34 protein-coding genes are annotated in these 26,628 nt (G+C 70.3%); 17 read left to right on the forward strand and 17 right to left on the reverse strand.

Going from position 1 to position 26,628, the window contains the following annotated elements:
- Positions 1–303: 303 nt before the first annotated feature.
- Positions 304–906 (reverse strand): RsiG family protein, encoded by a 603-nt coding sequence (locus K4B79_RS45640; RefSeq protein ID WP_232033379.1) that lies wholly within the window; start codon positions 904–906, stop codon positions 304–306.
- Between the two features lie 158 nt (positions 907–1,064).
- On the opposite strand from K4B79_RS45640, the gene dtd reads away from it, so the two are divergent.
- Positions 1,065–1,490, forward strand: a complete 426-nt coding sequence (gene dtd, locus K4B79_RS45645) for a D-aminoacyl-tRNA deacylase (RefSeq protein ID WP_232033380.1) — start codon at positions 1,065–1,067, stop codon at positions 1,488–1,490.
- Here dtd and ygfZ read toward each other — a convergent pair.
- From ygfZ to K4B79_RS45675, 6 genes are all read right to left on the reverse strand, one after another.
- Positions 1,487–2,452, reverse strand: coding sequence for a CAF17-like 4Fe-4S cluster assembly/insertion protein YgfZ (gene ygfZ / locus K4B79_RS45650; RefSeq protein WP_232033381.1), 966 nt, complete (start codon positions 2,450–2,452; stop codon positions 1,487–1,489). The genes dtd and ygfZ overlap by 4 nt on opposite strands.
- A gap of 10 nt (positions 2,453–2,462) precedes the next feature.
- Complete coding sequence (locus K4B79_RS45655; RefSeq protein ID WP_232033382.1) at positions 2,463–2,912, reverse strand: Fur family transcriptional regulator; 450 nt, start codon at positions 2,910–2,912, stop codon at positions 2,463–2,465.
- Between the two features lie 16 nt (positions 2,913–2,928).
- Positions 2,929–3,504 (reverse strand): FABP family protein, encoded by a 576-nt coding sequence (locus tag K4B79_RS45660; protein WP_232033383.1) that lies wholly within the window; start codon positions 3,502–3,504, stop codon positions 2,929–2,931.
- A 221-nt stretch (positions 3,505–3,725) separates the two neighbouring features.
- The gene (locus K4B79_RS45665; protein ID WP_374208592.1) at positions 3,726–4,613 is read right to left on the reverse strand and encodes a hypothetical protein; all 888 of its coding nucleotides are present in this window, start codon (positions 4,611–4,613) and stop codon (positions 3,726–3,728) included.
- The gene (locus tag K4B79_RS45670) at positions 4,610–5,512 is read right to left on the reverse strand and encodes a hypothetical protein (RefSeq protein ID WP_232033384.1); all 903 of its coding nucleotides are present in this window, start codon (positions 5,510–5,512) and stop codon (positions 4,610–4,612) included. Before K4B79_RS45670 ends, K4B79_RS45665 begins: the two co-directional genes overlap by 4 nt.
- Positions 5,509–6,273 (reverse strand): hypothetical protein, encoded by a 765-nt coding sequence (locus K4B79_RS45675; RefSeq protein ID WP_232033385.1) that lies wholly within the window; start codon positions 6,271–6,273, stop codon positions 5,509–5,511. The genes K4B79_RS45670 and K4B79_RS45675 overlap by 4 nt, the downstream gene beginning before the upstream one ends.
- Positions 6,274–6,416: 143 nt before the next feature.
- On the opposite strand from K4B79_RS45675, the gene K4B79_RS45680 reads away from it, so the two are divergent.
- The 5 genes from K4B79_RS45680 to K4B79_RS45700 all read left to right on the forward strand — a co-directional run bounded on the left by K4B79_RS45680 (position 6,417) and on the right by K4B79_RS45700 (position 9,570).
- The gene (locus K4B79_RS45680; RefSeq protein ID WP_232033386.1) at positions 6,417–6,779 is read left to right on the forward strand and encodes a DsrE family protein; all 363 of its coding nucleotides are present in this window, start codon (positions 6,417–6,419) and stop codon (positions 6,777–6,779) included.
- A gap of 152 nt (positions 6,780–6,931) precedes the next feature.
- Entirely contained in the window at positions 6,932–7,657 is a 726-nt protein-coding gene (locus K4B79_RS45685) for an LmeA family phospholipid-binding protein (protein ID WP_232033387.1), read from the forward strand.
- Positions 7,658–8,046: 389 nt separating this feature from the next.
- Positions 8,047–8,886 carry a sulfurtransferase gene (locus K4B79_RS45690; RefSeq protein WP_232033388.1) on the forward strand — a complete coding sequence of 280 codons (840 nt, stop codon included), beginning with the start codon at positions 8,047–8,049 and terminating at the stop codon, positions 8,884–8,886.
- Between the two features lie 58 nt (positions 8,887–8,944).
- On the forward strand, positions 8,945–9,232 hold the full coding sequence (locus tag K4B79_RS45695; RefSeq protein ID WP_007382995.1) for a DUF1416 domain-containing protein: 288 nt from the start codon (positions 8,945–8,947) through the stop codon (positions 9,230–9,232).
- 77 nt (positions 9,233–9,309) lie between these two features.
- The gene (locus K4B79_RS45700; RefSeq protein ID WP_232033389.1) at positions 9,310–9,570 is read left to right on the forward strand and encodes a DUF3099 domain-containing protein; all 261 of its coding nucleotides are present in this window, start codon (positions 9,310–9,312) and stop codon (positions 9,568–9,570) included.
- Between the two features lie 34 nt (positions 9,571–9,604).
- Here K4B79_RS45700 and K4B79_RS45705 read toward each other — a convergent pair whose 3' ends face one another.
- Genes K4B79_RS45705 through K4B79_RS45715 form a run of 3 tightly spaced genes read right to left on the reverse strand, consistent with a single transcriptional unit; the run spans position 9,605 to position 12,025 of the window.
- Positions 9,605–10,843, reverse strand: coding sequence for a hypothetical protein (locus tag K4B79_RS45705; protein ID WP_232033390.1), 1,239 nt, complete (start codon positions 10,841–10,843; stop codon positions 9,605–9,607).
- Positions 10,844–10,845: 2 nt separating this feature from the next.
- On the reverse strand, positions 10,846–11,100 hold the full coding sequence (locus K4B79_RS45710; protein ID WP_232033391.1) for a MoaD/ThiS family protein: 255 nt from the start codon (positions 11,098–11,100) through the stop codon (positions 10,846–10,848).
- 37 nt (positions 11,101–11,137) lie between these two features.
- Positions 11,138–12,025, reverse strand: coding sequence for an alpha/beta hydrolase (locus tag K4B79_RS45715; protein ID WP_232033392.1), 888 nt, complete (start codon positions 12,023–12,025; stop codon positions 11,138–11,140).
- A gap of 118 nt (positions 12,026–12,143) precedes the next feature.
- On the opposite strand from K4B79_RS45715, the gene K4B79_RS45720 reads away from it, so the two are divergent.
- From K4B79_RS45720 to K4B79_RS45750, 7 genes are all read left to right on the forward strand, one after another.
- Positions 12,144–12,923: a winged helix-turn-helix transcriptional regulator gene (locus K4B79_RS45720; protein WP_232033393.1), complete on the forward strand. Its 780-nt coding sequence runs from the start codon at positions 12,144–12,146 to the stop codon at positions 12,921–12,923.
- An 85-nt stretch (positions 12,924–13,008) separates the two neighbouring features.
- Positions 13,009–14,031 (forward strand): LacI family DNA-binding transcriptional regulator, encoded by a 1,023-nt coding sequence (locus K4B79_RS45725; RefSeq protein ID WP_232033394.1) that lies wholly within the window; start codon positions 13,009–13,011, stop codon positions 14,029–14,031.
- Between the two features lie 141 nt (positions 14,032–14,172).
- Entirely contained in the window at positions 14,173–15,213 is a 1,041-nt protein-coding gene (locus K4B79_RS45730; RefSeq protein WP_232033395.1) for a S1C family serine protease, read from the forward strand.
- Positions 15,214–15,241: 28 nt separating this feature from the next.
- Positions 15,242–15,439 carry a hypothetical protein gene (locus K4B79_RS45735; protein WP_232033396.1) on the forward strand — a complete coding sequence of 66 codons (198 nt, stop codon included), beginning with the start codon at positions 15,242–15,244 and terminating at the stop codon, positions 15,437–15,439.
- Positions 15,440–15,603: 164 nt separating this feature from the next.
- Complete coding sequence (locus K4B79_RS45740; protein WP_232033397.1) at positions 15,604–16,341, forward strand: response regulator transcription factor; 738 nt, start codon at positions 15,604–15,606, stop codon at positions 16,339–16,341.
- 8 nt (positions 16,342–16,349) lie between these two features.
- Entirely contained in the window at positions 16,350–17,792 is a 1,443-nt protein-coding gene (locus tag K4B79_RS45745) for a HAMP domain-containing sensor histidine kinase (RefSeq protein ID WP_232033398.1), read from the forward strand.
- A gap of 9 nt (positions 17,793–17,801) precedes the next feature.
- Complete coding sequence (locus K4B79_RS45750) at positions 17,802–18,749, forward strand: aminoglycoside phosphotransferase family protein (protein WP_232033399.1); 948 nt, start codon at positions 17,802–17,804, stop codon at positions 18,747–18,749.
- Positions 18,750–18,782: 33 nt separating this feature from the next.
- Here the strand turns inward: K4B79_RS45750 and K4B79_RS45755 are convergent, their stop codons facing one another.
- Both K4B79_RS45755 and K4B79_RS45760 read right to left on the reverse strand, forming a co-directional pair.
- Positions 18,783–19,181 carry a hypothetical protein gene (locus K4B79_RS45755; RefSeq protein WP_232033400.1) on the reverse strand — a complete coding sequence of 133 codons (399 nt, stop codon included), beginning with the start codon at positions 19,179–19,181 and terminating at the stop codon, positions 18,783–18,785.
- Positions 19,178–19,465, reverse strand: coding sequence for a hypothetical protein (locus K4B79_RS45760; RefSeq protein ID WP_232033401.1), 288 nt, complete (start codon positions 19,463–19,465; stop codon positions 19,178–19,180). Before K4B79_RS45760 ends, K4B79_RS45755 begins: the two co-directional genes overlap by 4 nt.
- Positions 19,466–19,597: 132 nt before the next feature.
- Between K4B79_RS45760 and K4B79_RS45765 the strand changes: the two genes are divergently transcribed.
- Entirely contained in the window at positions 19,598–21,670 is a 2,073-nt protein-coding gene (locus K4B79_RS45765) for a pectinesterase family protein (protein ID WP_232033402.1), read from the forward strand.
- Between the two features lie 31 nt (positions 21,671–21,701).
- On the opposite strand, the gene K4B79_RS45770 is transcribed toward K4B79_RS45765, so the two are convergent.
- Genes K4B79_RS45770 through K4B79_RS45780 form a run of 3 tightly spaced genes read right to left on the reverse strand, consistent with a single transcriptional unit; the run spans position 21,702 to position 23,004 of the window.
- Positions 21,702–21,938 carry a hypothetical protein gene (locus K4B79_RS45770; protein WP_232033403.1) on the reverse strand — a complete coding sequence of 79 codons (237 nt, stop codon included), beginning with the start codon at positions 21,936–21,938 and terminating at the stop codon, positions 21,702–21,704.
- A 47-nt stretch (positions 21,939–21,985) separates the two neighbouring features.
- Positions 21,986–22,183, reverse strand: a complete 198-nt coding sequence (locus tag K4B79_RS45775) for a DUF397 domain-containing protein (RefSeq protein WP_232033404.1) — start codon at positions 22,181–22,183, stop codon at positions 21,986–21,988.
- The gene (locus K4B79_RS45780) at positions 22,180–23,004 is read right to left on the reverse strand and encodes a helix-turn-helix domain-containing protein (RefSeq protein WP_232033405.1); all 825 of its coding nucleotides are present in this window, start codon (positions 23,002–23,004) and stop codon (positions 22,180–22,182) included. The genes K4B79_RS45775 and K4B79_RS45780 overlap by 4 nt, the downstream gene beginning before the upstream one ends.
- 259 nt (positions 23,005–23,263) lie before the next feature.
- Here K4B79_RS45780 and K4B79_RS45785 point away from each other — a divergent pair, with 259 nt between their 5' ends.
- From K4B79_RS45785 to K4B79_RS45795, 3 genes are all read left to right on the forward strand, one after another.
- A complete protein-coding gene (locus tag K4B79_RS45785; RefSeq protein WP_232033406.1) occupies positions 23,264–23,575 on the forward strand; it encodes a hypothetical protein in 312 nt (103 codons plus the stop codon).
- A 113-nt stretch (positions 23,576–23,688) separates the two neighbouring features.
- Positions 23,689–24,015, forward strand: a complete 327-nt coding sequence (locus K4B79_RS45790; RefSeq protein ID WP_232033407.1) for a DUF6247 family protein — start codon at positions 23,689–23,691, stop codon at positions 24,013–24,015.
- The gene (locus K4B79_RS45795) at positions 24,012–24,251 is read left to right on the forward strand and encodes a hypothetical protein (protein ID WP_232033408.1); all 240 of its coding nucleotides are present in this window, start codon (positions 24,012–24,014) and stop codon (positions 24,249–24,251) included. The genes K4B79_RS45790 and K4B79_RS45795 overlap by 4 nt, the downstream gene beginning before the upstream one ends.
- 16 nt (positions 24,252–24,267) lie before the next feature.
- On the opposite strand, the gene K4B79_RS45800 is transcribed toward K4B79_RS45795, so the two are convergent.
- Both K4B79_RS45800 and K4B79_RS48150 read right to left on the reverse strand, forming a co-directional pair.
- Positions 24,268–26,046 carry an ABC transporter ATP-binding protein gene (locus tag K4B79_RS45800; protein ID WP_232033409.1) on the reverse strand — a complete coding sequence of 593 codons (1,779 nt, stop codon included), beginning with the start codon at positions 26,044–26,046 and terminating at the stop codon, positions 24,268–24,270.
- 342 nt (positions 26,047–26,388) lie between these two features.
- Positions 26,389–26,511 carry a hypothetical protein gene (locus K4B79_RS48150; protein ID WP_269464765.1) on the reverse strand — a complete coding sequence of 41 codons (123 nt, stop codon included), beginning with the start codon at positions 26,509–26,511 and terminating at the stop codon, positions 26,389–26,391.
- Positions 26,512–26,628: the final 117 nt, after the last annotated feature.

Consider the following 26,628-nt stretch of genomic DNA (forward strand, 5'->3'; position numbering starts at 1 on the left):
GGGGGGGGGGTTGGCCCCGGGTTGGGGGGGGGGGGGGGGGCGGGGGCGGGGGGTCTCCGTCCTCGGTCCGGCGGAACTGTTCCGGCAAGAGGTCCTGCGTGTCGGACGCCGGCCGCTGCGGGCGGACACCCCCCGCCCCGTCCCCTTCTCGCCGTCGGCGGCTACGACGCCAACGGCCAAGGGTGCTTTACGCCCGACGGCGACTGCGACATCCCTAGGGGCGCGGGGAACTGCGCGACCAGCCACAACGCACCCGCAGCCGCCCTACGACCTCACGCCGCACCCCCACAGGCGCACCCGACCTCACAGCAACAGGTCGTCCACCTGCGCCTCCCCCTCCCGATACCGCCGCGCGATCTCCGCACTGGAGTCGTCCGCCGTCCGCTGCAACCGCTGTCGGCGCCGGGAGACCTGCTGTTCGTAGCGGACGAGCCGCCCCATCGCGGTGTTGAGCTCCAGGTCCGTGCGGGCGCCGAGGTCGGAGAGTTCGACCTCGGCGAGCATCTCGGCGGCCAGGAGGCGGTACTCCTCGCTGTACGGCGTGCCGAGCGTGACGTGGCGGGCGGAGGAGCGGTGGCGGGCCGGGGCGTCGGTGAGGATCTCCGGGAGGCGCTCGAAGACCGAGGCCTCGGGGAGTCGCTCGACCAGGGAGGCGGGCGACGTCTCCGCCGGGGAGCGGCGCGCGAGTTCGGCGCGCAGGATGTCGATACGGCCCTGGAGCAGGCGCCGCACATAGCTGAGGTCGGCCTCGTCGCGCTGGGCGTCCCGGCGCAGGGTGCGCAGTTCGGGCAGGCTCAGCACGGTCAGGTCGGGCTCGGGCGGGTCGGTGGCCAGCAGTGGGCTGTCGGTGCGTTGTACGGGCGGCCGCTGGAATCCCAGCCGCCCCTCGGTACTCGGTGTGCTCATGTGCCTCTACCGTCCCCTCGACCGGCGTGTGGGAAGCATCGTGCCACCCCAAGTGGCCGCTATGTGACCGAGTGCCCCCGATCGGCCCCAGATGGCCGGTTAAGGATCAAAAAGAAGCCCCCTAAGGGGGGCTCCGCGCGGCACGGCATGATGGTCATATGCGTGCAGTGGTGCAGAGGGTGGACGGCGCGAGCGTCGTCGTGGACGGCGAGACGGTGGGCGCGATCGAGGGCGAGGGGCTGTGTGTCCTCGTCGGCGTGACCCATGAGGACACCAAGGAGAAGGCGGCCCAACTGGCCCGCAAGCTGTGGTCGATCCGCATGCTGGGCGACGAGCGGTCGTGCAGCGACATCGACGCCCCGCTGCTGGTCATCAGTCAGTTCACCCTCTACGGCGACGCCCGCAAGGGTCGTCGCCCCACCTGGAACGCCGCCGCACCGGGTGATGTGGCCGAGCCCCTCGTCGACGAGGTCGTCGCCCAGCTCCGTGCCCTGGGCGCGACCGTGGCGACGGGGCGCTTCGGCGCCCGGATGCGGGTGTCCCTGACCAACGACGGCCCGTTCACCGTCCTGGTCGAGATCTAGGGTTCTACGACGACCTCCTGCGCCGCCGCCGTCGTGTCGGCCATCAGGCGCGCGTCCAGTGGGATGTTGCGCTTGACCAGGGCGAGGGCCACCGGGCCGAGTTCGTGGTGGCGTACGGATGTGGTGACGAAGCCGATCTTGCGGCCCTCGGGGCCGTCGTCGGCGAGGCGGATGTCCGTGCCGGCCGGGGGCAGGTGGACCTCGCTGCCGTCGAGGTGGAGGAAGACCAGGCGGCGCGGGGGCTTGCCGAGGTTCTGGACGCGGGCGACGGTCTCCTGGCCGCGGTAGCAACCCTTCTGGAGGTGCACCGCGGTGCCGATCCAGCCCAGCTCGTGCGGGATGGTGCGGTGGTCGGTCTCGAAGCCGAGGCGGGGGCGGTGGTGCTCGACGCGCAGGGCCTCGTAGGCCAGGATGCCGGCGGGCGGGCCCGCCTTCTCGGCGTAGGACTCCAGGTCGGCGCGGGGGAGGAAGAGGTCGCGGCCGTACGGCGTCTCGCGGACCGCGGTGCCCTCGGGGACCTCGGCGATGGAGCCGGCGGGGACGTGGACGACCGCGAAGTCGGCCGTGCGGTCGGTGACCTCGACGCGGTAGAAGAACTTCATCGACTCCAGGTACGCGATCAGCGCGTCCTGGGTGTCGGGTTCGACGTGCGCCCACACCGTGGTGCCGTCGTCGACGAGGTACAGCGCGTGTTCGATGTGGCCGTGCGCGGAGAGGATCAGCGCCTCGGTGGCCTCTCCCGTGGGCAGGTCGCTGACGTGCTGGGTGAGCAGGAGGTGCAGCCAGCTGAGGCGGTCGTCACCGGTGACGGTGACGACGCCGCGGTGCGAGAGGTCGACGAAGCCGGTGCCGTCGGCGAGGGCGCGCTGTTCGCGGAACAGATCGCCGTAGTGCGCGGCTACGCCTTCGTCCACGCCCTCGGCGGGGACGGCGCCGGGCAGGGACAGCAGGGGGCTCTTCATACGCCTAAGCCTACGACTCGGTAGTTGAAGCCTTTGTTGAAACCTTTAGAGAGCAGTCCTGGCAGCGGCCGAAGATCGCGAAGTGCTTCATGTCGGTGTCGAAGCCGAACTCCTTGCGGAGCTTCGCGGTGAAGTCGGCCGCCACCTTGATGTCCGCCTCGATGACGTTCTGGCAGTCGCGGCAGACCAGGTGGATGTGATGGTGCCGGTCGGCGAGGTGGTACGTCGGCGCGCCGTGGCCCAGGTGGGCGTGGCTGACCAGGCCCAGCTCCTCCAGCAGCTCCAGCGTGCGGTAGACGGTGGAAATGTTGACCCCCGACGCCGTTTTCCTCACCTCGATGAGGATGTCGTCGGGGGTCGCGTGCTCCAGGGTGTCCACGGCTTCCAGGACAAGCTGGCGCTGCGGCGTCAGTCGGTAACCGCGCTGCCTGAGATCGCTCTTCCAGTCGGTGCTCACCACACCGACGAGTCTAGGACTACTTGAAGAAAGCGATGCCGTCGTCCGGCATGTCGTCCGGCAGGGCCTTCGCCCAGCGCTCGACGTCCTCGGGGGTGACGACCTTCTTCAGGTGCGCCGACATGTACGGGCGCAGCTCGACCTCGGGGGTCTGCTTCTCGCCGACCCACATCAGGTCGCTGTTGACGTAGCCGTACAGGCGCTTGCCGCCGGTGTAGGGGCCGGAGGCCGCGGTGCGGGCGACAGCGTCGGTGACCAGGTCGATCTGCGGCTTCTTGTCGGCCAGCTCGCCGTACCAGATCTCGACGACGCCGTCGTCGCGGACCATCGTCACCTCGACCTTGCGGTCGGCGTCGACCCGCCAGAAGCCGGACTCCGTCTCCAGGGGCCTGACCTTGTTGCCGTCGTTGTCCAGGACCCAGGTCCGGGAGGAGTACTCCAGGAAGTCCCGGCCGTCGTGGGTGAAGCTGACCTCCTGCCCGAAGTTGCACTTCTCGGAGCCCGGGAAGTCGTGCACGCCCGCGCCCGCCCAGTTGCCGAGCAGGAAGACGAGCGGGACGAGGTCCTTGTGGAGGTCGGACGGAATCTCGATCATGAGTGGCGGTTCCTAGACGTGGGTCAGACGGGTCAGCGCTGGCCCTGGTACAGCTTCTTCACGGTCAGCCAGGCGAAACCGAGCACGCCTACGCAGACCAGGACCAGCAGGGCTTCGAAGAAAACCTCAAGCACGGAGTGCTCCTCGGACGATCGTCATGGGGCGGTACAGCAAGAGCCGGGCCCCAGCTTACGCGGCCGGGGCCCGGGACTCCTCGGGGGTCAGCCCAGCAGCTGGCTCTGCAGGGTCACCGTCTGCTGGAACGGAACCGCCTCGGTCGCGCCCTTCCGGGACTGGACGATCACGCCGAGGACGTCACCGGCGGACAGATAGGCCTGGCGGACCTGCTCGGCGCCGTAGGGCTTGTTCTCGACGTAGACCGAGCGCTCGACGTCGTCGGCCCGCGCCACCTCCGGGTACTGGTCGTCGAAGGCGAGGACCTCGCTGCCGTCCAGCATGTGGCCGGGGCTGTCGGCCGCCGCGAGGCCTGTGTACAGCTCGTCCACGACGGCCGCCGTGTCGAAGTGCAGGAGGTAGACACGGGTGTGCGTGCCGTCCTGGGTGGTCCAGCCGCGGGCCGCGATGTGCCGCAGGCCGTTGTCGGTGAGCTCCTGCCGGAACTCGTCGCGCTCCTCCGTCGCGTACTCCGCCAGGAAGTCCTTCGTCGCCAGCCAGCCGTCCGACCCGCGCAGCGCCTTGTCCTCCGTGGCGCCCTCGGGCGCGGGCAGGAGGAGTGCGCGCAGGTCGGCGTAGTGCGCGCCGGCCCTGTTGACCTCGGCGAACGGCTCCGGGCTGCCGGACGGCAGCGGCGGCTTCGTCAGCTCGGGGTACGCCCACCGGCCGTCCGACTCCGTCGCGAGTCCCGGTACGTCCGTCCGCTCCATCCGCGTGATGCCGTACGCCGACGCCGTGCCGACCGCCGCGAAGACCACGACGGCCGCCGTCCAGCGCAGGACGGCACGCAGGACGCGGCGGTCCCCGGGAGCGGCGGGGGCGGGCGGGGGCGGGGGCGCCATGAGGGGCGGGGACGGCGGAGCGGGCTCCGTGTCGCGCGGCTCGCCGTCGATGATCTGCGGCTGGTCGGTGGTCTGTGGCTGGTCGGTGCTCATACCGCCTCCCCCGGTTCGGATATGCGGTCCAGCTGCTCGCTCAGCAGCATCGCGACCCCCTTGGCGTCGATCGGCTTGACGCCGTCCGCGGTGGCGGTGACCAGGACGTCGCCCTGGTAGGCCGAGCAGAAGACGCTGTCGAGGTCGGTGTCGGCGTCCTTGGGCGGCAGGAAGCACTCGGCGTTCTTGTGGCCCTTGATCTCCGGGCCCTTGCGGAAGACGTCGAGCGCGTCGAGGAACTCCTGCTGGAAGGTGGAGATGTTCTTCACGGCCGCCCGGGACTCCATCTGCGCCAGCACGATGCTGACCGTGTAGATCCCGTCGTTGTTGTCGAGGGCGTACGGCTGCCCGCTCAGGTAGCTGCGCATCGCCATGCCCGTGAGCTTCTGCCGGTCGATCTGCTTCTCCAGCCTCTTGCGCTGGGTGCGCGGGAGGGCGCTCAGCGACTCCTTGCGCAGCGCGGTCGCCTGGGCGCCGCTGAGCTGCGCGTCGGAGCCGTACGCGCCGAGGTCCGGGCCCCTGACCCAGCCGTCGGTCCCGTACGGCACGAGCAGACCGGCGAGCCCCTCGGCGGTGGGCGCCTTCTCGGCGTCGGCCGTGGGCTTCGGGAACTTCCAGACGGTGTCGCCTGCGTCCCGGTCGGCCCCGTTCACGGCGACGGCTGTGAAGCCGACCCCGGCGACGACGGCCCCGGCCAGCAGCACGGACCCGGCCGCGGTGGCGATACGACGACGGCGGGCGGGGTTCTTGACGGGCGGGGCGGCGGCGGGCGAGCCGGCGGTGGGTGTCGCGGGCGCGGTGAACTCGACCGGGCCCACCTGGCCGACCTGGCCGGCTTCACCGATTTGGCCGGCGGCCGGCTCCGGCGCCTCGCGCGGCTCGTTGTGGTTCTCGCTCACAGCCGCTCCATCTGCCGCTTTGCCAGGTCCATGATCTTCTTCTTGGCGATCGGGCTGCTGTCGTTGATCCAGATCTCCACGGCGATGTCGCCGCGCCAGGCGAACGCCTCCGCGGTGTACATCGGCAGGTAACCGGCCTTGGTCTCGGGCTTGTTGTGGACGTACACCATGCCGTTGCCGGTGCCCGGCACGGTCCAGCTGTCGGTGTCGTCCTCGTCCTCGGCCCAGTACTGGTTGTTCTCCACGCGCTCGGTGGCCGCGACGGCCTCCTCCTGGCGGTACTGGATCAGCCGGATCTCCACGGTGCTGTTGCCGCCGGCCTCCCAGCCGGTGGCGGCCGCCCGGCGGAACTCGTCGCCGACGAGCTCGCCGAAGACCTCGTCCGGCTTCTCGTAGGTGCCGGCGTACGCGGCCAGGTCCATCCAGCCGTCGTCCGCGGACAGCCACGAGGCGTCCTTCGCCCCGCCCGGTTTCTTCAGCAGCAGCCTGCGCAGGTCGCCGTCGGTCCGCACCCGCCGGTCCTGGGCGGCGGACAGGGGCTCGGGCCCCTCCCCTTCCCCCTTCGCCTGCGCCAGCGTCGGCTGGGACAGCGACGGCAGCTTCGTCGGCTCGCGGTCGGCCTGGACGAGATAGCCGGTGCAGGTGCCGGCGACGACACCGAGCACGGCGGCCCCGGCGATCAGCAGCGCCGTACGGCCGCGGCGGCGCGGCCGCGACGCGACGGGTCTTTCCGGTTCGGGTACTGCTTCGGGTACTTCCACGGGTACTTCCACTGGGTCCCCTACGACATGAGGCGCGCGTTCCGTACGCGCGCTCACAGGAGACTCACGGCCGACACCCGCGGTTGTAGCGAAACCGATCACGAAACGGAGACGGCGATCCCGGCCGCACTACGCTTCGCCGCATGAAGAAGAGGCTCGTGATCAAGGTGACCGCGGGGGCCGACGCCCCCGAGCGCTGCTCCCAGGCGTTCACGGTGGCGGCGGTGGCCGTGGCCAGTGGCGTCGAGGTCTCGCTGTGGCTGACCGGGGAGTCGGCGTGGTTCGCGCTGCCGGGCAGGGCCGCCGAGTTCGAACTCCCGCACGCCGCCCCGCTGCCGGACCTGCTCGACTCCCTCCTCGCGGGCGGCCGCGTGACCCTGTGCACGCAGTGCGCGGCCCGCCGGGACATCACGGAGAAGGACGTCATCGAGGGCGTACGGATCGCCGGCGCGCAGGTCTTCGTACAGGAGGCACTGGGGGACGAGACGCAGGCGCTCGTGTACTGAGCCCCGGAGCACGAGCCCCGCCCCCCACCGCCGCCCCCCCCCTGTCACAGCTGATCGACAAAGTGCCGGGGGGCGGGTCCCGCGGGGTTACTCTCACGCTCGACGGCCACCCGTCCGTCGAGAACACCGCCGCCTCTGGGGGGACCCACCGCATGCGCGCCCTGCGAATACTTCTGATCGTCGCCGTGATCCTCGGCGGCCTCTTCGTCGTCGCCGACCGCGTGGCGGTCAACTTCGCGGAGGGCGAGGTCGCGGACCGGCTCAAGACCCAGGAGGGCCTGGCCTCGACGCCGGACGTGTCGATAGAGGGCTTCCCGTTCCTCACCCAGGTGGCCGGCGGTGAGCTGGACGACGTGCGGGTCGGCATGAAGGACTACGAGGCGGACACCGGCACCGGCGGCCAGAAGATCCGCATCGACGACCTGAAGGCGAACATGCGGGGCGTCGCGTTCTCCGGCGACTACAGCTCCGCCACCGCCAACGCCGCCTCCGGCACGGCGACCATCACCTACGCCGAGCTGCTGAAGACGGCCGCGTCCGAGGAGACCGAACTGCCGCTGGGCCTCACCGCCAAGGTCGTCGGCCTCTCGGACGGCGGCAACGGCAAGATCAAGGTGGACGTCAAGGTGAGCGCCCTCCAGCAGCCGGTCTCCGTGCTCAGCACCGTCACCGTCGAGGGGGACACCGTTCGCGTGCACGCCGACTCGATCCCCAGCTTCGGCGGGGTCCAGGCGGCCGAGAACGAGGTGCGCTCCATCACCGACTTCGAGCAGAAGATCGAGGGGCTGCCCGGCGGCATCCAGCTCGACACGGTGCAGGCCGCGCGGAACGGTGTGGACATCACGGTGAAGGGTTCGAACGTCCAGCTGGCTGGGTAGAACCGCGGTCGATGGACGGCGGGTGTCCGAAAGGCGAGACGCCGACGTCCGTTCCATAGCTGTGATGACGACCACGCCCGCCCGGAAGCCATGCCCGCACGGCCCGGGCGGGTTCTTCATCCCATATTCCGGACGATCGCATCTCAGCATGCGACACACCGGTGACATGCCGGTATGTCCGTCCCTACGATCGACCACTATGAAGCGACAGGCGGATCTCACGAAGCGGCGGGCAGTAGACCTGTGCCGCGTCGCCGCCATGCTCTGTCGCCCCTTCTGAGCGGACGGCATCGGCCTCCGCATCCCCCGCCCTGGTGCTCCCAGGGCATCCGTGCGCCCCGCGCACCCTTCCGCACGCCCCGCCGCAACTGCCCCGGAGGAGAACGAGCATGAGCCGCAGCGACGTCCTGGTCGACGCCGACTGGGTCGAGGCCAACCTCGACAGCCCGAACATCGCGATCGTGGAGGTGGACGAGGACACGTCCGCCTACGAGAAGAACCACATCCGCAACGCGATCCGCATCGACTGGACCAAGGACCTCCAGGACCCGGTCCGCCGCGACTTCGTCGACCAGGAGGGCTTCGAGAAGCTCCTGTCCGCGAAGGGCATCGCCAACGACACCCTGGTGATCCTCTACGGCGGCAACAACAACTGGTTCGCGTCCTACGCCTACTGGTACTTCAAGCTCTACGGCCACGAGAACGTCAAGCTCCTCGACGGCGGCCGCAAGAAGTGGGAGCTGGACGCCCGCGAGCTGGTCGAGGAGGTCCCGGAGCGCCCGGCGACCGACTACAAGGCCAAGCCGCAGAACACCGCGATCCGCGCCTTCCGCGACGACGTCGTGGCGGCCATCGGCTCGCAGAACCTGGTCGACGTGCGCTCGCCCGACGAGTTCTCCGGCAAGCTGCTCGCCCCGGCCCACCTGCCGCAGGAGCAGTCGCAGCGTCCGGGCCACGTGCCCAGCGCCCGCAACATCCCGTGGTCGAAGAACGCCAACGACGACGGCACCTTCAAGTCGGACGACGAGCTCAAGGAGCTCTACGCCGAGGAGCAGGTCGACCTGGCGAAGGACACCATCGCCTACTGCCGCATCGGTGAGCGCTCCGCGCTGACCTGGTTCGTCCTGCACGAGCTGCTCGGTGTCGAGAACGTCAAGAACTACGACGGCTCCTGGACCGAGTACGGCTCCCTGGTCGGCGTTCCGATCGAGCTCGGCGCCAACAAGTAAGCAAGCACGTCCCACCCGACCGGCCTTCCTTCCGGTCAGACCCCTCTTGGAGAAAGACATGTGTGGAGCGAAGGCCGGCGGCCCCGACGCCTCGACGATCAAGCCCGGTGAGACCACGATCCAGGGTCAGGTGACCCGCGACGGCGAGCCGGTGGTGGGCTACGTCCGCCTGCTGGACTCGACCGGCGAGTTCACCGCGGAGGTTCCCACCTCCGCCACCGGACAGTTCCGCTTCTACGCGGCCGAGGGCACCTGGACCGTGCGTGCGCTCGTCCCCGGCGGCACCGCCGACCGTACCGTCGTCGCCCAGCAGGGCGGCCTCGCGGAGGTCGCGATCGCCGTCTGACGACGGTCGGGCACAGCGAGGGCTGCATCCCTGACCGGGGTGCGGCCCTTCGCCGTGTCCGGGCCTACCCTGAAGATATGTACGCACGGCGACGTCACGTGTACTTCGCCATGATGGGCACCTGTATCGGGCTGTTCGTCCTGGCCTGGGGAGTCGTCCGCATCTGGTCGGTGCCGGTGGCCGTCGGGATGTGCGTGGTGGCGATGGTCATCCCGCCGGTCGCCGCCATGGTCGCCAACCGGCGCGGTCCCGACGACCGTTGGTGGGACGACCCGTCCGGCGACCCGAAGTCCGACGAGTGGTGGGACGAGCTGGACGGCAAGAAGCGGCCGCAGTAAGGCCGGTAAGGCCGCCTGTCCGGCCCCCTGCGGGTTATCCGATCGCCCGTCCCAGGACGTAGACCGCCGGTGCCGAGGCCGCCAGCGGCAGCGCGACGCCCGCCGTGAAGTGGACGAACCGCGACGGGTAGTCGTAGCTCGCGACCCGGTGGCCGATCAGCGCGCACACCGCCGCGCCCGCGCCCAGCAGGGCACCCTTCGTACCGAAGTCCGTCATGCCGCCGACCGCGATGCCGGTTCCGGCCGCGGCGAGCAGGGCCACGACCACGGAGGCCGGCGTCGGCAGCGGCAGCGCGCGGGCCAGTACGGCGACCGCGACGGCGGCGGCGCCGACGGTGACCGCGTCCGGGTCGGCGGCGAGGTGACCGGTGGCGACGATGGCCAGGGCCGCCGAGGCGACGGTCGCCATCAGGCCGTACATCCGCTCGTCCGGGTCGGCGTGAGAGCGGAGCTGGAGGACGAGGGTCAGCAGCACCCACACGCCGAGGGTGCCGAGGATCGCGGCGGGCGCGTTCTCCCGGCCGGCCGCCAGGAGCGCGGCGTCCGCCACCAGCGCCCCCAGGAACGCCAGCGCGATGCCCTGCCGGGCCGGCCACATGCCGTTCAGCCGGAACCAGCCCGCGGCCGTCACGGCCTGGAGGACGACGAGCGGCACGAGGAGGGCGTACGACCCGACGGCCGCCGTACCGGACAGGAGCAGGCCGAGGAGCGCGGTGAGCGCGGCGGGCTGCATGCCGGGTTCGATGATCGGGGACCGGCCTTCGAGCCGGGCCCGCTGCGCGTCGGTGATCCGGGCGTTGCCGGCGACGGTGGCGGGGCCGTAGGAGGAGGCGGCGGCGCCGTCGGGGGCGGGCGGTGCGGCTGCGGGCGGCGTCTGGGCGGGCCGCGGCTGCTGATGCCGCTGTTGTGCCTGCGGCGGCTGCTGCTGTGCCTGCTGATGCGGGTTGCCGTAGGGCGACGGGTCGTAGGGCGGCTGGTACGCGGCCTGGGCCGGCGTCTGCTGCGGCAGATACGCCGTCTCGGCCGCCGCGGCCTGCTGCCGCACCGGCTGGTGGACCTGGGTCTCCCAGGTCTGCCCCTGCCACTGCTGCGTGTACTGCTGGGCGGCCTGCGGATCCTCGTACCCCTCGTGCCCCTGGTACCCCGGCCACGCCTGCTGCTGGTACTGGTCGTACTCCTGGGGCTGCTGCCCCTGCGGGTACGGCTCCTGCGGGTACGGCTCCTGCGGATACTGCCCCTGCGGATACTGCCCCTGATACGGCTGGTCGGTCATCGTCACCCTCCTGCGAACGGCGGGAGCACCTCGACCGTGCCGCCGTCGGCCAGCCGTACCGTCTCATGTCCGCGGGTGCCCACGGGGTCACCGTCGACGAGGAAGGAGCATCGCCGCAGGACGCGCGTGAGTTCACCGGGGTGTCGCTCACGCACCGCGTCCAGCGCCTCGGCGAGGGTGGCCGCGTCGAACGGCTCCTCGGCGATGCCGGCCGCGGCCTTCGCGGCGGCCCAGTAGCGCACCGTGACCTTTGGCATGCGGTTCCTCAATCGATCGGCTGTGTACCCCGTCAGGCTAGCCGCCCCGTGCGGCGGCCCAGTAACCGATCCTGGCCAGGAGCTCGTCCGTGGCCGCGTGCTCCGCGTGGCCCATGCCGGGCTCCAGCCAGAGTTCGCCGTGGTCACCGGCGGCGGTGGCGAGCATGCGGGGATGGTCGACGGGGAAGTAGCCGTCCCGGTCGCCGTGCACGAGGAGGAGAGGGGTGGGGGCGATCCGTGGCACCGCCTCGACGGGAGAGAGAGGTACGGGGTTCCACTCCCGGTGGTGGATACGGGTACGGAAGCCGTAGCGGCCCACCAGGCGGCCTTCGGGGCGCGTGACGAGCCAGTGGAGGCGGCGCATGGGGGCCGTGCCGCGGTAGTACCAGCGGGCGGGAGCGCTCACGGAGACCACGGCGTCGGTGTGCGCTCCCGTGCGCCCCGCCCTGTCCGGTCCGCCGTCGAGTCCGCCCTCCGGCCGGTACAGGGCCGCGTGCCGCAGGGCCACCGAGCCGCCCATGGAGAAGCCGATGGTCGTCACGCGCGCGTGGCCGAGTTCGCGCGCCCAGGCGACCGCGGCCGCCAGATCCAGCACCTCGCGGTCGCCGACCGTCGAGCGCCCGCCGGAGGCCCCGTGGCCGCGGAAGGAGAAGGTGACCACGGCGCCGTACCGCGTGAACGTCTTCACCACCCGGCGAACATGAGGACGATCCACATCGCCCGTGAAACCGTGCGCGATCACGAACACCAGGTCACGCGGAGGTGGCGCGGAGGCGTCGTATACGACGGCCGGCGGATCGTATACGGAATCGATCGTCACGCCGTCGACCGTGTACAGAAACGTCCGGATAGGTGCGCGTCTGCTCGTCTCAGAGTGTGGACGTGCGGTGGAACGCACCACACGACCTGCCGGATCCATGCCCATGTGGGCTATTCTCCTGAACAGAGGACTCGGGCAACGCAGCCCCCGGGTCCTTTTGTGCTTTCGGTACCCCCGTATACGAAAGCCGCGACCTCGCCGGGACCGAGGAGGAACCAGTCGTATGAGTTCTCTGCTACTCCTGACCAATGCCCTCCAGCCGTCGACGGAGGTGCTGCCCGCCCTCGGACTGCTGCTGCACAACGTGCGCGTGGCTCCGGCGGAGGGCCCCGCCCTCGTCGACACCCCCGGTGCGGACGTCATCCTCATCGACGGACGCCGTGACCTCCCGCAGGTCCGCAGTCTGTGCCAGCTCCTGCGCTCCACGGGGCCGGGCTGTCCGCTCATCCTCGTGGTCACCGAGGGCGGCCTCGCCGCCGTCACCGCCGACTGGGGCATCGACGACGTCCTGCTCGACACCGCCGGTCCGGCGGAGGTCGAGGCCCGCCTCCGGCTCGCCATGGGCCGGCAGCAGATCGTCAACGACGACTCCCCGATGGAGATCCGCAACGGCGACCTCTCGGTCGACGAGGCGACCTACAGCGCGAAGCTCAAGGGCCGGGTCCTGGACCTGACCTTCAAGGAGTTCGAGCTCCTCAAGTACCTCGCCCAGCACCCGGGCCGCGTCTTCACCCGCGCCCAGCTGCTCCAGGAGGTCTGGGGCTACGACTACTTCGGCGGCACCCGGACGGTCGACGTCCACGTACGCCGGCTGCGTGCCAAGCTCGGACCCGAGCACGAGTCGCTGATCGGGACCGTCCGGAACGTCGGTTATCGATTCGTTACGCCCGAGAAGGGCGACCGCGTCGGCGACGAGGCCAAGGCCGCGGCGGGGCGGCCAAAGCCGGAGGATGCGGACGAGACGGCCGCTCTGGACGAGACCGAGATCCCGGCCGAGGCGTAACGGGGCCGGTGGCGGGCATCGCTTGGGTACAGGGAGCCGTCCTTCCGCCCTGCCCAGGGCTGGTCCATCCGCGTAGACTCCGGCCGTGGCCAAGGTAACCAGGGATGACGTGGCGCGACTGGCGGGGACGTCCACCGCCGTCGTCAGCTATGTCATCAACAACGGACCCCGGCCGGTTGCCCCGGCCACGCGCGAGCGTGTCCTCGCCGCGATCAAGGAACTGGGCTACCGCCCCGACCGGGTCGCCCAGGCGATGGCGTCCCGCCGCACGGATCTCATAGGCCTGATCCTCCCCGATGCCCGCCAGCCCTACTTCGGGGAGATGGCCCACGCGGTCGAGCAGGCCGCCTCCGAGCGCGGGAAGATGGTCCTCGTCGGCAACACCGACTACGTCGCCGAGCGCGAGGTCCACTATCTGCGGGCGTTCCTCGGGATGCGGGTCTCCGGGCTGATCCTGGTCTCGCACGCGCTGAACGACCTGGCCGCCGCCGAGATAGAGGCCTGGGACGCCCGGGTCGTCCTGCTGCACGAACGCCCCGAGGCCATCGACGACGTCGCCGTCGTCACCGACGACCTCGGCGGCGCCCAGCTCGCCGTACAGCACCTGCTGGAGCACGGCTACGAGTACGTCGCCTGTGTGGGCGGCACCGCCGAGACCCCGTCCGTCGGCGACCCCGTCTCCGACCACGTCGAGGGCTGGCGGCGCGCGATGCGCGAGGCGGGGGTGTCCACGGAGGGCCGGCTCTTCGAGGCGCCCTACAACCGGTACGACGCGTATCGCGTAGCCCTGGAGATCCTCTCCGGGCCGCGGCGGCCTCCGGCGATCTTCTGCTCCACCGACGACCAGGCCATCGGCGTGCTGCGTGCCGCGCGGGAGCTGCGGCTGGACGTGCCGGGCCAGCTGGCCGTGGCCGGCTTCGACGACATCAAGGAAGCCGCGCTGGCGGATCCGCCGCTGACGACGATCGCGTCGGACCGGTCGGGGATGGCCCGGGCCGCGGTGGATCTCGTCCTGGACGACGGGCTGCGGGTGGCGGGGTCGCGGCGGGAGCGGTTGAAGCAGTTCCCGTCCCGGTTGGTGGTACGGAAGTCCTGTGGGTGCGCGTAGGGCGCCGGGGACTTCCTGAAGGTTCCCTGAGAGACCCCCGTAAGCTGCGAGAACCGTCTTTATATCGGGCGAACCAGCTTCTGCCGGGGTTCTCAGCCGGCACTCAGGAAGCTCTCATGGTCGCCGGACATCGTTGGTGTCATGACCGAGAGCTTCCGCGGCAGTGGTGAGGACGAGAACCCCGAGACCGCGTACCCCCAGCAGCAGTACGCCTCCACTCCGGTGAACCCGGAGTGGCCGCCCCCGCCGGCCCACGCCCCGGCGCCCGCCGCCGCCCAGGCACACACCCACACCCACGCCCACGCGCCGAAGAAGCGCACCCGGGGCCCGCTCGCCCTCCTCGCCGCCGTGGCGATCGTCGCCGCGGCCGTCGGTGGCGGCACCGCGTACGGCATCCAGGAGCTGACCGGCAGCGACACGGTCGCCTCCAGCAGCACCAGCACCAACGTGGTGCCGTCCTCCGCCAAGGGCACGGTCTCCGGGGTCGCCAAGGCGGTCAGCCCGAGCATCGTCGAGATCAACGCCACCTCGAACGCCGGTGAGTCCACCGGTTCCGGCGTGATCATCACCGACGACGGCGAGATCATCACCAACAACCACGTCGTCACCGGCGCCACCACCGTCAAGGTGAGCACCAGCGACGGCAAGACCTACACCGCGAAGGTGCTCGGCACCGACGCCAAGAAGGACCTCGCCCTGATCAAGCTGGAGAACGCCTCCGGCCTGACCCCGGCCACCCTCGGCAACTCCGACGGGGTCCAGGTCGGCGACGAGGTCGTGGCGATCGGCTCCCCCGAGGGCCTGACCGGCACGGTGACCAGCGGCATCGTCTCCGCCCTGAACCGGGACGTGACCGTCTCCACGGACGAGAGCCAGGGGCAGCAGCAACAGCAGGGTGGCGGCGGCTGGCCGTTCGAGTTCGGTGGTCAGCAGTTCAACGGCGACACCGGCTCGTCCACGACGACGTACAAGGCGATCCAGACGGACGCCTCGCTCAACCCCGGCAACTCCGGCGGCGCCCTGATCGACATGAACGGGAACATCATCGGCATCAACTCGGCGATGTACTCCTCCGCCGCCAGCTCGTCCGACGCGGGCAGCCAGGGTCTCGGCTTCGCCATCCCGATCAACACCGTCAAGTCCGACCTGGCCACGCTGCGGGCCGGCGGTTCCGACAGCTGACACCGGCACGCCTCGTGAGGAGCACGTCATGACCAAGACGATCCAGCAGGTCTCGCACACGGTGGCCGGCGGCGACCCGGCCGGTCTCGCCCTCGCCCTCGCCGTGGCGCACGAGCTGCACGCGCCGGCGCCCCGGGCACCCGAGGTGGCCCTCGCCGCCGGGACGGGCCGCCGGGCGACGGCCGCGGCCGCGCGCCGCCGCCGGCGTGCCGCTCTGCGCGGCTGATCACCCGGGGCCCCAGTGGCTCCCTCCCTCCTGCTCGTACCCCCCGTCTCCTCCTGCTCCTCCTACAGCGCCGACCGGGAATCGTGCGAGGCTGAGAGCGTTCGGCCCCGTTTCAGCCCCTTCCGTTCTCTGCCGGCCCCCGCATCCCGAGGAATCCCAAGCCCATGAGCCCCGCCGATGGTGACCGTGACACCCAGCGCATCCTGATCGTCGACGACGAGCCGGCGGTGCGCGAGGCCCTCCAGCGCAGCCTCGCCTTCGAGGGCTACGACACGGAGGTCGCGGTCGACGGCGCGGACGCCCTGGAGAAGGCGGCCGCGTACCAGCCCGACCTGGTGGTCCTGGACATCCAGATGCCCCGCATGGACGGCCTCACCGCCGCCCGCCGGATCCGCGGCACCGGCGACACCACGCCGATCCTGATGCTGACGGCCCGCGACACGGTCGGCGACCGGGTCACCGGGCTCGACGCGGGCGCCGACGACTACCTCGTCAAGCCGTTCGAGCTGGACGAACTCTTCGCCCGCGTCCGGGCGTTGCTGCGGCGCAGCTCCTACGCGGCGGCCTCCGGCTCGAACGCCGTCGAGGACGACGAGGCCCTCACCTTCGCCGACCTGCGCATGAACCTCGCGACCCGTGAGGTGACGCGGGGCGGGCGTCCCGTGGAACTGACCCGCACGGAGTTCACGCTCCTGGAGATGTTCATGGCCCATCCGCGGCAGGTCCTCACGCGCGAGCAGATCCTGAAGGCCGTGTGGGGCTTCGACTTCGAGCCCTCCTCCAACTCCCTGGACGTCTACGTCATGTACCTGCGCCGCAAGACCGAGGCGGGCGGCGAACCCCGGCTCGTGCACACGGTGCGCGGGGTGGGGTATGTGCTGCGCCAGGGCGGCGCGGAGTGAGGCATGTGATGCGCCGGTACCGGTCCCTGCCGATCCGCTCCCGGCTGGCCCTCCTCGTCGCGGCGGCGGTGGCGTTCGCGGTGGCGGCGGTCTCGGTGACGTGCTGGTTCATCGTGCAGGGGAAGTTGTACGACCAGGTCGACGCGAGCCTGAAGGACATGATGCGGCGGCCGGGCACGGTCCAGGCCCTCCTCCAGCGGTGTACGCAGACCCCGCAGGACAACAGCCAGTCCCCCGGCCGGAACGACTACGTCCAGGCGATCAAGGAAAGCGGCGCCCCCTGTGTCGACCCGACCTCGTCGGGCACGGTCAAGGTCACGGAGGCCGACAGGAACGTCATCAAGGGCGCGAACGCCAAGGTGGGCTTCGTCCGCAACGGCACCGACGAGAACGGCAACGCCGTCCGGGTGCTGACGCTGTACCTGGGCGTCGACACGAACGACGGACGGGGAGTGGCCGTACTGTTCGCGACGCCCCTCAAGGGCACCCAGTCCACCCTCAACGAACTCGCCCTCATCCTCCTCCTCGTCTCCGGGGTCGGAGTCGTGGGCGCCGGAGCCGCCGGGCTGGCGGTCGCCCGGGCCGGCCTGCGCCCCGTCGACAAGCTCACCGAGGCCGTCGAGCACGTGGCCCGCACCGAGGATCTGACCATTCGCATCCCGGTGGACGAGGACAGCGACGACGAGGTGGCCCGCCTCTCCCGCTCCTTCAACTCCATGACGTCCTCCCTGGCCAGCTCCCGGGAACTGCAGCAGCAGCTGATCGCGGACGCCGGCCACGAACTGCGCACCCCCCTCACCTCCCTGCGCACCAACATCGAACTCCTCACCCGCAGCGAGGAGACGGGCCGCCCGATCCCCGAGGCGGACCGCAAGGCGCTGCTCGCCTCGGTGAAGGCGCAGATGACCGAACTGGCGGCGCTGATCGGCGACTTGCAGGAGCTGTCCCGCTCGGAGGGCCAGCGCGGCGAACGCGTGCAGGTGGTCTCCCTGGAGGACACGGTCGAGTCGGCCCTGCGCAGGGCCCGTCTCCGTGGCCCCGAGCTGACCATCACGGCCGACCTCCACCCCTGGTACGTCCGGGCGGAACCGGCGGCCCTGGAGCGCGCGGTGGTCAACGTCCTGGACAACGCGGTGAAGTTCAGCCCGGACGGCGGCGGCGTCGAGGTGCGCCTCGGCGAGGGTGTCCTCACGGTCCGCGACCACGGTCCGGGCATCCCCGAGGACGAACTCCCCCACGTCTTCGACCGCTTCTGGCGCTCCCCCAGCGCCCGCGCCCTCCCCGGCTCCGGCCTCGGCCTGTCCATCGTCGCCCGCACGATCCGACAGGCCGGCGGCGAAGTGACCCTCACCCGCGCGGAGGGCGGCGGCACGGTGGCGACGGTACGGCTCCCCGGCGCACCGACCCCTCCCCCGGAAGCGCCCGCGACCGCCGCGGAGGGACTGTCGTAGGGTGCCCGGATGATCGCGGTACCGGAGAGCTTCGTCACGACGACGGTCGAGCGGGAGGCCACGGCCAAGGCGGCCGACTGGCTCCGTGAACTGCCGTCCCTGGTCGAGGAGTTGCTGAACCGCTGGGACTGCGTGCCGGACGGTGAGGTCATGCACGGGGGTGTCGGGCTGATCGTGCCGGTGCGGCGGTCCGGCGGGGCGGGGGACGCCGTACTGAAGGTGTCGTTCCCGCATCCCGGCAATGTGCACGAGCCGGACGCGTTCACGGTGTGGGGCGGGCGGGGGGCCGTGCGGCTGTACGAGCGGAACGACGAGCGGTTCGCGATGCTGCTGGAGCGGGCCGGGACGCGGACTCTGGACGAGCTGGGCGCCGGGGACGAGGACGGGATCGTCACCGTCGCGGGCCGGCTCAACCGCCGGCTGGCGGTACCGGCACCGCCCGGACTGCCCCGGCTGTCGGCGCGGGCCGGCGAGTGGGAGCGGGAACTGCTCGCGGACGCCGGGGAGTTGCCCCACTCGCTGTCGCGCCGGGCGCTGGACGCGGCGCTGGCGACCGTCCGTGACCTGGGCTCCGTACAGCCGGATACCGTCCTCCACGGTGATCTGCACGCCCGGAACATCCTCCGTGCCGACCGCGAGCCCTGGCTCGCCGTCGACCCCAAGGGCTATGCGGGCGACCCGGCCTACGACGGCGGCACCCTGCTCAAGTCCCGGGGCCTGTCCCTCATCGAGGCGGACGACCTGCCCAAGGCCGTCCATCGCATCCTCGACGTCTTCGCCGAGGCGGCGGAGGTGGACCGGGAACGCGTGCGCCGCTGGTCCCAGTTCCACGCCGTCCAGGCCGCCTTCCACGGCCGCCGCCACGGGTTCCGCGTCGCCCGCGTCACCCGCGACGGCCGGCTGTTGGACGGGATCGTGCGGTTCGCGGAGGAGCTGGCGGAGCTGCTGACGGAGTGAAGGGGGCCGGCTCTGGACGGCGGGGTGGCGGGGTCAGTGGAGGCCGAGCATGCCGGGGGAGTCGATGTCGACGGTGAGCATGCCCGGCGGGTAGTCGTCCTCCCGCCCGGTCAGGATGATCGACATGCCGCCGGTCTCCTGGTGCGGCGTCGCCACGTAGAGCGTGTGGCAGACGTCCGTACCACCCCAGCCATCCCTGTACATCGCGCCGACCGTGGCCGCGGCGGCCTGGGTCAGGGGGTCGACCATGACACCGGGCAGCGCGAGTACGTCGCTCGCGAGGCCCTTCTCCTGCGATTCCGCGTACATGAGGCACAGCGCCGGAACGTGCAGCCAGTCGCCCGGCGTGTGGGCCACATTGTCGGCGAGGTGGTGGAGCGCGCGATGTCCTTGAGCGAGCGCGACCACCGCGCTGGTGTCGAGAATGATCACGCGGCCTGTCCTCGGAGAGCGTGCATCTTCTCGGCGGCCATCGCGTACACATTGGCCAGGACGTCGGGACCCTGATCGAACTCCTCGTCCGAGAGCGTGCAGCCCATGCGCTCGCGCAGGACCTTCCGAGTCGTGGCCACGCGCTCTGCGATCTGCTCGGCCGTGAGCTGCTGAACAGCAAGCTCCTCGACAAGCTGCCCCAAAGTCATCCCCCGCTCCTTCGCCACCTGGGCGAGATGATCACGGGCGGCCTTGGAGACCTGAATAGTGGTGGTGTCTGCCATAGCTCAACCATAGTCACGCCCCAGCACCCCCTCGCCGACTTTTCCCACCGCTTCTCCCGATCGTGTCGGCAACCTCCTCCCTCCCGGCGGCGACTCCCCAGCGGTCCATCCCCCGCACGGAACGGAACCCGCATGAGTGAGATCCGCAGCAAGGCCCGCCACCGCAGAAGCAGGACGGCCCTGGCGGCCGGTGTCCCCCTGGCGCTGACGGCCGCCGGGATCATGTCGTACGGCACGGTGTTCGGCGTCGGCGCGCAGTCGGAGGCGGCCGCGGCGGGCGCCGCCGCTCCCGCCTGGGCGGCCGACACCGCCGACGGCTTCGCCTCCGTCAACTCGCTCGGCCAGAACGGCACTTACGGCGGCCGGGGCGGCAAGACGGTCACCGTGAAGACACTCGCCGACCTGGAGAAGTACGCGACGGCCGCCGAGCCGTACGTCATCGTCGTCGCCGCGACGATCGCCATGAATCCCGTCGGGAAAGAGATCAAGGTCCAGTCGGACAAGACCATCGTCGGCGCCGGGACCTCCGGGCACATCGTCGGCGGCGGCTTCTTCCTCGGGTCGGGCGTCCACAACGTCATCATCCGGAACCTGACCATCCGGGACGCGTACCAGGGCGTGTGGAACGACAAGGACCACGACTTCGACGCGATCCAGATGGACGGCGCCCACCACGTCTGGATCGACCACAACGACCTGCGGAACATGGCCGACGGCCTCATCGACGTCCGCAAGGACACCACCAACGTCACCGTCTCCTGGAACAAGCTCGGCAACGACAACAAGGCCTTCGGCATCGGCTGGACCGACAACGTCGTCACCGACATCACGATCCACCACAACTGGATCCGCGAGACCGAGCAGCGCAACCCGTCGACCGACAACGCCGCCCACGCGCACCTGTACAACAACCTCCTGGAGGACGTGGCCGGCACGACGATCAAATCGTCGTACGGCAACTACGCGCGCGGCAAGACGCGGATGCTCCTGGAGAACTCCTACTTCCAGGGCATGAACAACCCCGTCATCAAGGACGGCACCGCGAGCCTGGTCCAGAAGGGCAACACCTTCGTCTCCACGACCGGCCGCAACGAGAGCGGCGGCACGGCCTTCGACCCGAAGACGTACTACGGCTACACGCTCGACAAGACGGCCGACGTTCCGGGGATCCTCAAGTCCGGTGCGGGGCCTCGGAGTTCCATCGGTACGACCGCCGCCACCACCGCCGCCTCCCCCAAGGCCGCCGCCGCGACCACCCTCACCGTCGCCAAGGACGGCACCGGCCAGTACTCGACCGTGCAGGCCGCGGTGAACGCCGTACCGGCGAACAACCCCGCCCGCGTCGTGATCGCCGTGAAGCCGGGGACGTACCGCGAGCTGGTGAAGGTCCCCTCCAACAAGCCGCACGTCACCATCCAGGGCACGGGCGGCAGCCGTAGGGACACGACGATCGTCTACAACAACGCGTCGGGGACGCCGAAGCCGGGCGGTGGCACCTACGGCACCGGAGGCAGCGCCACCGTCGCCGTCGAGGCGGACGACTTCCAGGCCCGCAACCTGACCATCTCCAACGACTTCGACGAGGCCGCCAACCAGTCCCTGAACGGACACCAGGCCGTCGCCCTGCGCACCGCCGCCGACAAGGCGTTCCTGGACTCGGTCATCGTCGAGGGCGACCAGGACACCCTGCTGCTGGACACGGCCGCCAAGGACCGGCTCGGCCGGGTCTACATGCGGAACTCCTACATCGTGGGCAACGTCGACTTCATCTTCGGCCGGGCGACCGCGGTGATCGACGGGTCGGTCATCACCCTGAAGAAGCGCTGGAACGGCACCTCGGCCGGATACGTCACCGCGCCCTCCACGGCCGCCAACCGCAAGGGCATCCTGATCGCCAACTCCACGGTGAACGGCAACGTCTCCGACCGCACCTTCCACCTCGGCCGTCCCTGGCACGCGGGCGGCGACGCGAGCCTCGACCCGCAGACCACGGTCCGCAACACGTCTCTGAGCGCCGCGATCAAGTCCACCCCCTGGACCGACATGAGCGGCTTCTCCTGGAAGGACGACCGCTTCGCCGAGTACAAGAACACCGGCCCGGGCGCGGGCCCCGCGAGCTCCGACCGCCCCCACCTCACCGACACCCAGGCCACCGGCCAGGAGATCGCGGACTGGCTGGGCGACTGGACGCCTACGGCTTCCTGAGGTCATGACGTCCTGAGGAACCCGCCTGACGTCACTCGGTCCGCCACTCCCCCGAGGGCCTCCTGCGGGAGTGGCGGACATCGCCCACCAGCGTGAGAACGGCACTCAGGAAAATCACCCCACCCAGCACCACCCACAGCAGGGACGCCCCGTCCCGGTACTGAAGAACGGCGCCGACGAGAAGCACCGTGGCGGCGAGGACACCGACGGCGGAGATCACGGTGCTGTAGCGGTGGAGCACCAGGGGTAGCTGAGTCAGACGGGTCACAGGGACATCATCGGCGACGGCCCGCCCCCCGCGCAGGGCGGGGTTGGTCAGCCCTTGAGCTTCGCCAGGAAGGACGTCCACGAGGTCGCGCCGAAGACCAGCACCTTACCTTCAGGGACCTTGCTGTCGCGGACGGGGACTATGCCGGGGTGGCCGCCGGCGATCTCGACGCAGTCATTGTCCCCCCCTTCGCTGTAGCTCGACTTGCGCCATACGGCAGTGCTGAGGTCTGGGGTGCCCGTCATGATCTGTACTCCTCCAGTACGTCCCTGATGAAGGCGAGCGAGTCCGACGGGGACAGCGCCAGGTCGCGGAGCCGATCGTAGGACGAACGCTGCCGGAGAACCTCGTCCGGATCCTCGATCAACCGACTGCAACCGTTGCCCTCCTTGTAGGCAACAGCACTTCCCTCCCTCTGCCAGAGCAGCGTCAGCGACCCGTTCATATGGTGGTGCGCTCCCGCCGAGAACGGCAGCACTTGGAGCGTCACGTTGGACCACGTAGCAGCAGCCTCAAGGTGAAGCAGCTGGTCATGCCAGGTCTCGCCATGGACAGCGGGGCGCCGGAGTGCGAACTCATCGATGATGAACCGAACTTCGGGCTCCGGCTTCTGCCTCAGGAGGAACTGACGCCCGAGCCGTGCCGCCACCTGCTCCTCGACGGCCTCGTCGCCGTCAGCCGTTGTCTGCGTCCCAGACAACACCCCACGAGCGAAGTCCTCGGTCTGGAGAAGCCCCGGAATCCCCAGCGAGAACTTCCACATGATCCGCGCCGTCGCCTCCAGCGCCATGAACTCCTTGTACTGGTCCTTGAACGCATCCAGCCGAGCCGCCTTCCAGTGGCTCAACAGCAGGTCACCGGTGCCGTAGTACCCGTCCAAGTCCTCCATGACCGTCACCTTGGACAGGCGCTCCCCCGACTCCAGCCGGCTCAGATAGCTCTTCTCGTATCCCGTTTCGTCGGCCAACTGCCCCAGTGACTTCCCGGACTTCTCCCGCAGAACCTTCAGCGTCTGCCCGAGCATCGCCCGCCCGGAAACGGGCTCCGCGTCAACCTTCTCGCCCACTTCACCCCTCCCCGTTGCCTGCGCGCCAGACAACACCGAACCTCTTCCGCAGCGTACGCGCCATCGGTAACCATCTAGTCGCGAACGGTAATCACCGCTCGTCAGGCCCTACTTGGAGAAACGCCGACATGCGCGAACGTACCGCCCACATCTGCCCCTGTGAGCGCGAACAGATCATGCGACGCCGTCGCGCCCTCTGGCTGGCCGCCCATGGGATCGACACCGACCTTCGCCGTGACCAGGGAGAGGGGGTCTCCGTATGAGCGCCGCCGAAGAGCCGTCGGCACCCCGCGGGCTTCGTCTCCTGCCGTGGACCACTCCTGACGGCAATCCCTGCTATCTCAGCGCCGACAGCGACCACAGCAGGCTCTCGCGGCTCGCCGACGACGTGGAGAGGGCTCAGCTGGAGTCGGGCAAGCAGGTCCTCGCGGGAGCGAAAGCCCTCCTGGCAGACCGCAGGGCCGGCGAGCGAGCCGTACGCTTCGCGCTCACCAGGGCCGCGGAGTGCCTGGCGGACCTCCTCCTCATCGCGGCCAGCCGCGGCGAACGCCTCTCGCGGAGCGAACCGTGAACATCAGCCTCACCACGTCATCGCCCGCTTCCTCCAGCACTCCGCACCCGGCAGGCTCTACCGTGGACATCCGGTCACCACGCGCCGCCCCTGCCGGAGGAGAGAAACCGATCATGGCTCATGAGGTGGATCCCCACTCCTGCGAGAGAACTCCCGAGGCCATCCGGACCGCTCTCCAGCGGCGCCCCGACTGGTTGCGGGGCTTCGAACAGGACTGGCTCAGCGCGGCGGCCGACTTCGACCGGTCCGCGCTCGACGCCGTGACCGACAAATGGTTCCCCTTCGCCTGCGCCTGCGCGACGCCCGGTTATCTGGACGAGGTCGAGCAGACGGTCAAGCGCCTGACCGAGGGTGACACCGAGGGCATGGTCTTCCAGGACGCGGAGGGCAACACCTACGACGCCGAGAACCACCCCATCGACGCGGGCAGGTCCGGGTGAGCGCGTACGCGATCAGGTACGTCGACCGCGCGGCTCAGCGCAGGGCCGCGCTGAGCGCACCCCGACGCGCCTCCCTGGAGGAGCTCGAAAAGCGGCTCAGCCTCAACCCGTTCGGCGCGCCCGCGATCAGCAACAGGGACAACAGCTGGTCGGCGGCCTTTCACGGCGGCTTCATCACCTACGTAGTCTCCAACCGCCACGTCGTCATCAACGTGGTTGATCTCGTGGCGCTCTGACGGCGGGCCCGCCCCCTCACAGCCGTAGCACCAGTGTGTCGTCCGTGCCTGTCACCGCCGCCGGTGACGGCCCCGCCAGCCGTGCGTACGTTCCGCCGTGGGTCATCAGCTGGGCATGTGTGCCCGTCTCCACCACCCGTCCGCCGTCCACCACCAGTATTCGGTCCGCGTCGGGGGCGAGGCTGAGGTCGTGGGTGATGAGGAGGGTGGTGCGGCCGGTCATGAGGTGGCGGAGGGGCTGGATGATCTGGCGGGCGGCTACGGAGTCGAGGCCGGCGGTGGGTTCGTCGAGGACGAGGACGGGGGCGGCGCGGAGGATGGCGCGGGCGATGGTGAGGCGTTTGAGCTGGCCGCCGGAGAGGGCGGCCGTGCCGGGGGCGAGGGGGGTGTCGTAGGCGTCGGGGAGGGCGGTGATGAAGTCGTGGGCGGCGGCGGAGCGGGCGGCGTGTTCGATGTCGGCGTCGGTCGCGCCGGGGCGGCCGCAGGCGATGTTCTCGCGGATCGTGCCGTTGAGGATCAGCGTCTGCTGGGGGAGCAGGGCGATGTTCTCGCGGAGGAAGTCGAGGGGCAGGTCGGGGAGGGGGACGCCGTCCAGGGTGATCGTGCCGGTGGTGGGGTCGTAGAAGCGGGTGAGCAGTTTGGAGAGGGTCGACTTGCCTGCTCCACTCGGGCCCGTGATGATCACCAGCTCGCCGGGGGACGCCGCCAGGGTCACCTCGCGGAGGGAGTCGCGGGGTGTGTTCGGGTAGCGGAAGGACACGCCGTGGAAGGCGAGCCGGCCGTGCACCGGCCAGGCGGGGACCGGCCGTTCCGGGTCGGTGACCGAGGGGCGCGCGTCCAGGATCTCGCCGAGGCGCTGGGCGCCCGCGGTGGCGGCGGTGAGGGTGAGGCCGAGTTGGCCGAGGCTGCGGATCGGCGGGTAGAGGTAGCCGACGAAGGCGGCGAAGGCGAGGAGTTGGCCCAGCGTCATGCGGCCGGCCGAGATCTCCCAGACGCCGATGCCTACGACGGCCAGGACGCAGAGCGTCTCCACCACCTCGACGAACTGCTCGTACATCTCGCTCAGCCGCGCTCCGCGCACCGACGCCCTCATCCAGGCGCGGGCCTCGCGGTCCAGGCGCCGCTCCTCGTCGGCCCGGCGGTTGTACGCCTGGGTGAGGACGACGTTGCCGAGCGCCTCCTCCACCACCGACGTGATCGCGCCGTCGGCGACGCGCTCGTCCCGTGAGGCCTCCCTGATACGGCCGGAGAAGCGGCGGGCGGCCAGGAGGAAGAGGGGGGCCAGGACGAAGGTGGCCAGGGCCAGGTCCCAGCGGAGGTAGAAGGCGGCGCAGGCGTAGAAGACGGCGGAGAAGGCGGCCGAGACCGTGCCGACCACGCCCGAGACTACCATCTGCTCGATGGCCTCGACGTCTCCGGTGAGGCGTTCGACCAGGTCGCCCTGCCGGTGTTGCTGGAAGAAGTGGGGTGGGAGGTCCTGGACGTGGCCGAAGACGTTCGCGCGCAGGCGCAGGACGAATCTCTCCGCGGTCCAGGTGGCGAGCGAGTTGCCCAGGTAGCCGACGAACGCGCCGAGCACGGCGACGCCGAGCCAGGCCCCGGCCGGGCCCCAGAACGCGGCGAGCGAACCGGCCTGGAGGGCGTTGTCGGTGAGCTCCGCGAACAGCAGGATCGAGGCGGTCTCGGCGAGCGCGGCCACCACCACGCACGTCACGATCACCGCCAGCCACTTGCGGTCGCCGCGGGTCAGCGGCCAGAAGCGGCGGAAGGCCTCGCGGACCCCCGTTTCCCTCATGTCGGCAACTCCCTCTCTTCCTACGGGTCTCCAAGGGCGCGCGCCCCGGACACGGCCGAGGCGGGGCCCCGGTCGGCGAGCCCGTGACCCGCTGACCGGTGACCCCGCCTCGTGGCGTCCCGCCTCAGCCCTGGTGCGCGACCGGGCGGCGCTTCGGGGCGGGCTTCTTCGGGGCCGCCTTCTGGTGGGCCGGGGCGGCGGGCTTGCGGGTCTTCTTCACCGGGGCGATCTTACGGAAGCTCATATCCATATCCCTTGCAGTCGACTGTGACTCGCCATGAATCGCTGTGAATTACTTCTTGCTTCTTTGATTTACCTTTGAGAATTACTTGTCGGCTCTCGTCAGCCCTTGTCGCCGCCGACCGGACGGCGCTTCGGCGCGGCCTTCTTCGGCTGACCCTTCTTGCACGCCGGGGCAGCGGGCTTGCGGGTCTTCTTGACGGGGGTGACCTTACGGAAGCTCATCGTGCTCTCCTTTGCGTCTGCGTCGTTCGCGCTGTTCGCTTTCGACATGGAAAACACTACGGCATTCCTGAAGCCGAAAAGGCCGATCCACCTTAGACCTCAATAAGATTCGATGTG

The organism is Streptomyces lincolnensis, from assembly GCF_021173675.1.
GTDB lineage: Bacteria > Actinomycetota > Actinomycetes > Streptomycetales > Streptomycetaceae > Streptomyces > Streptomyces lincolnensis_B.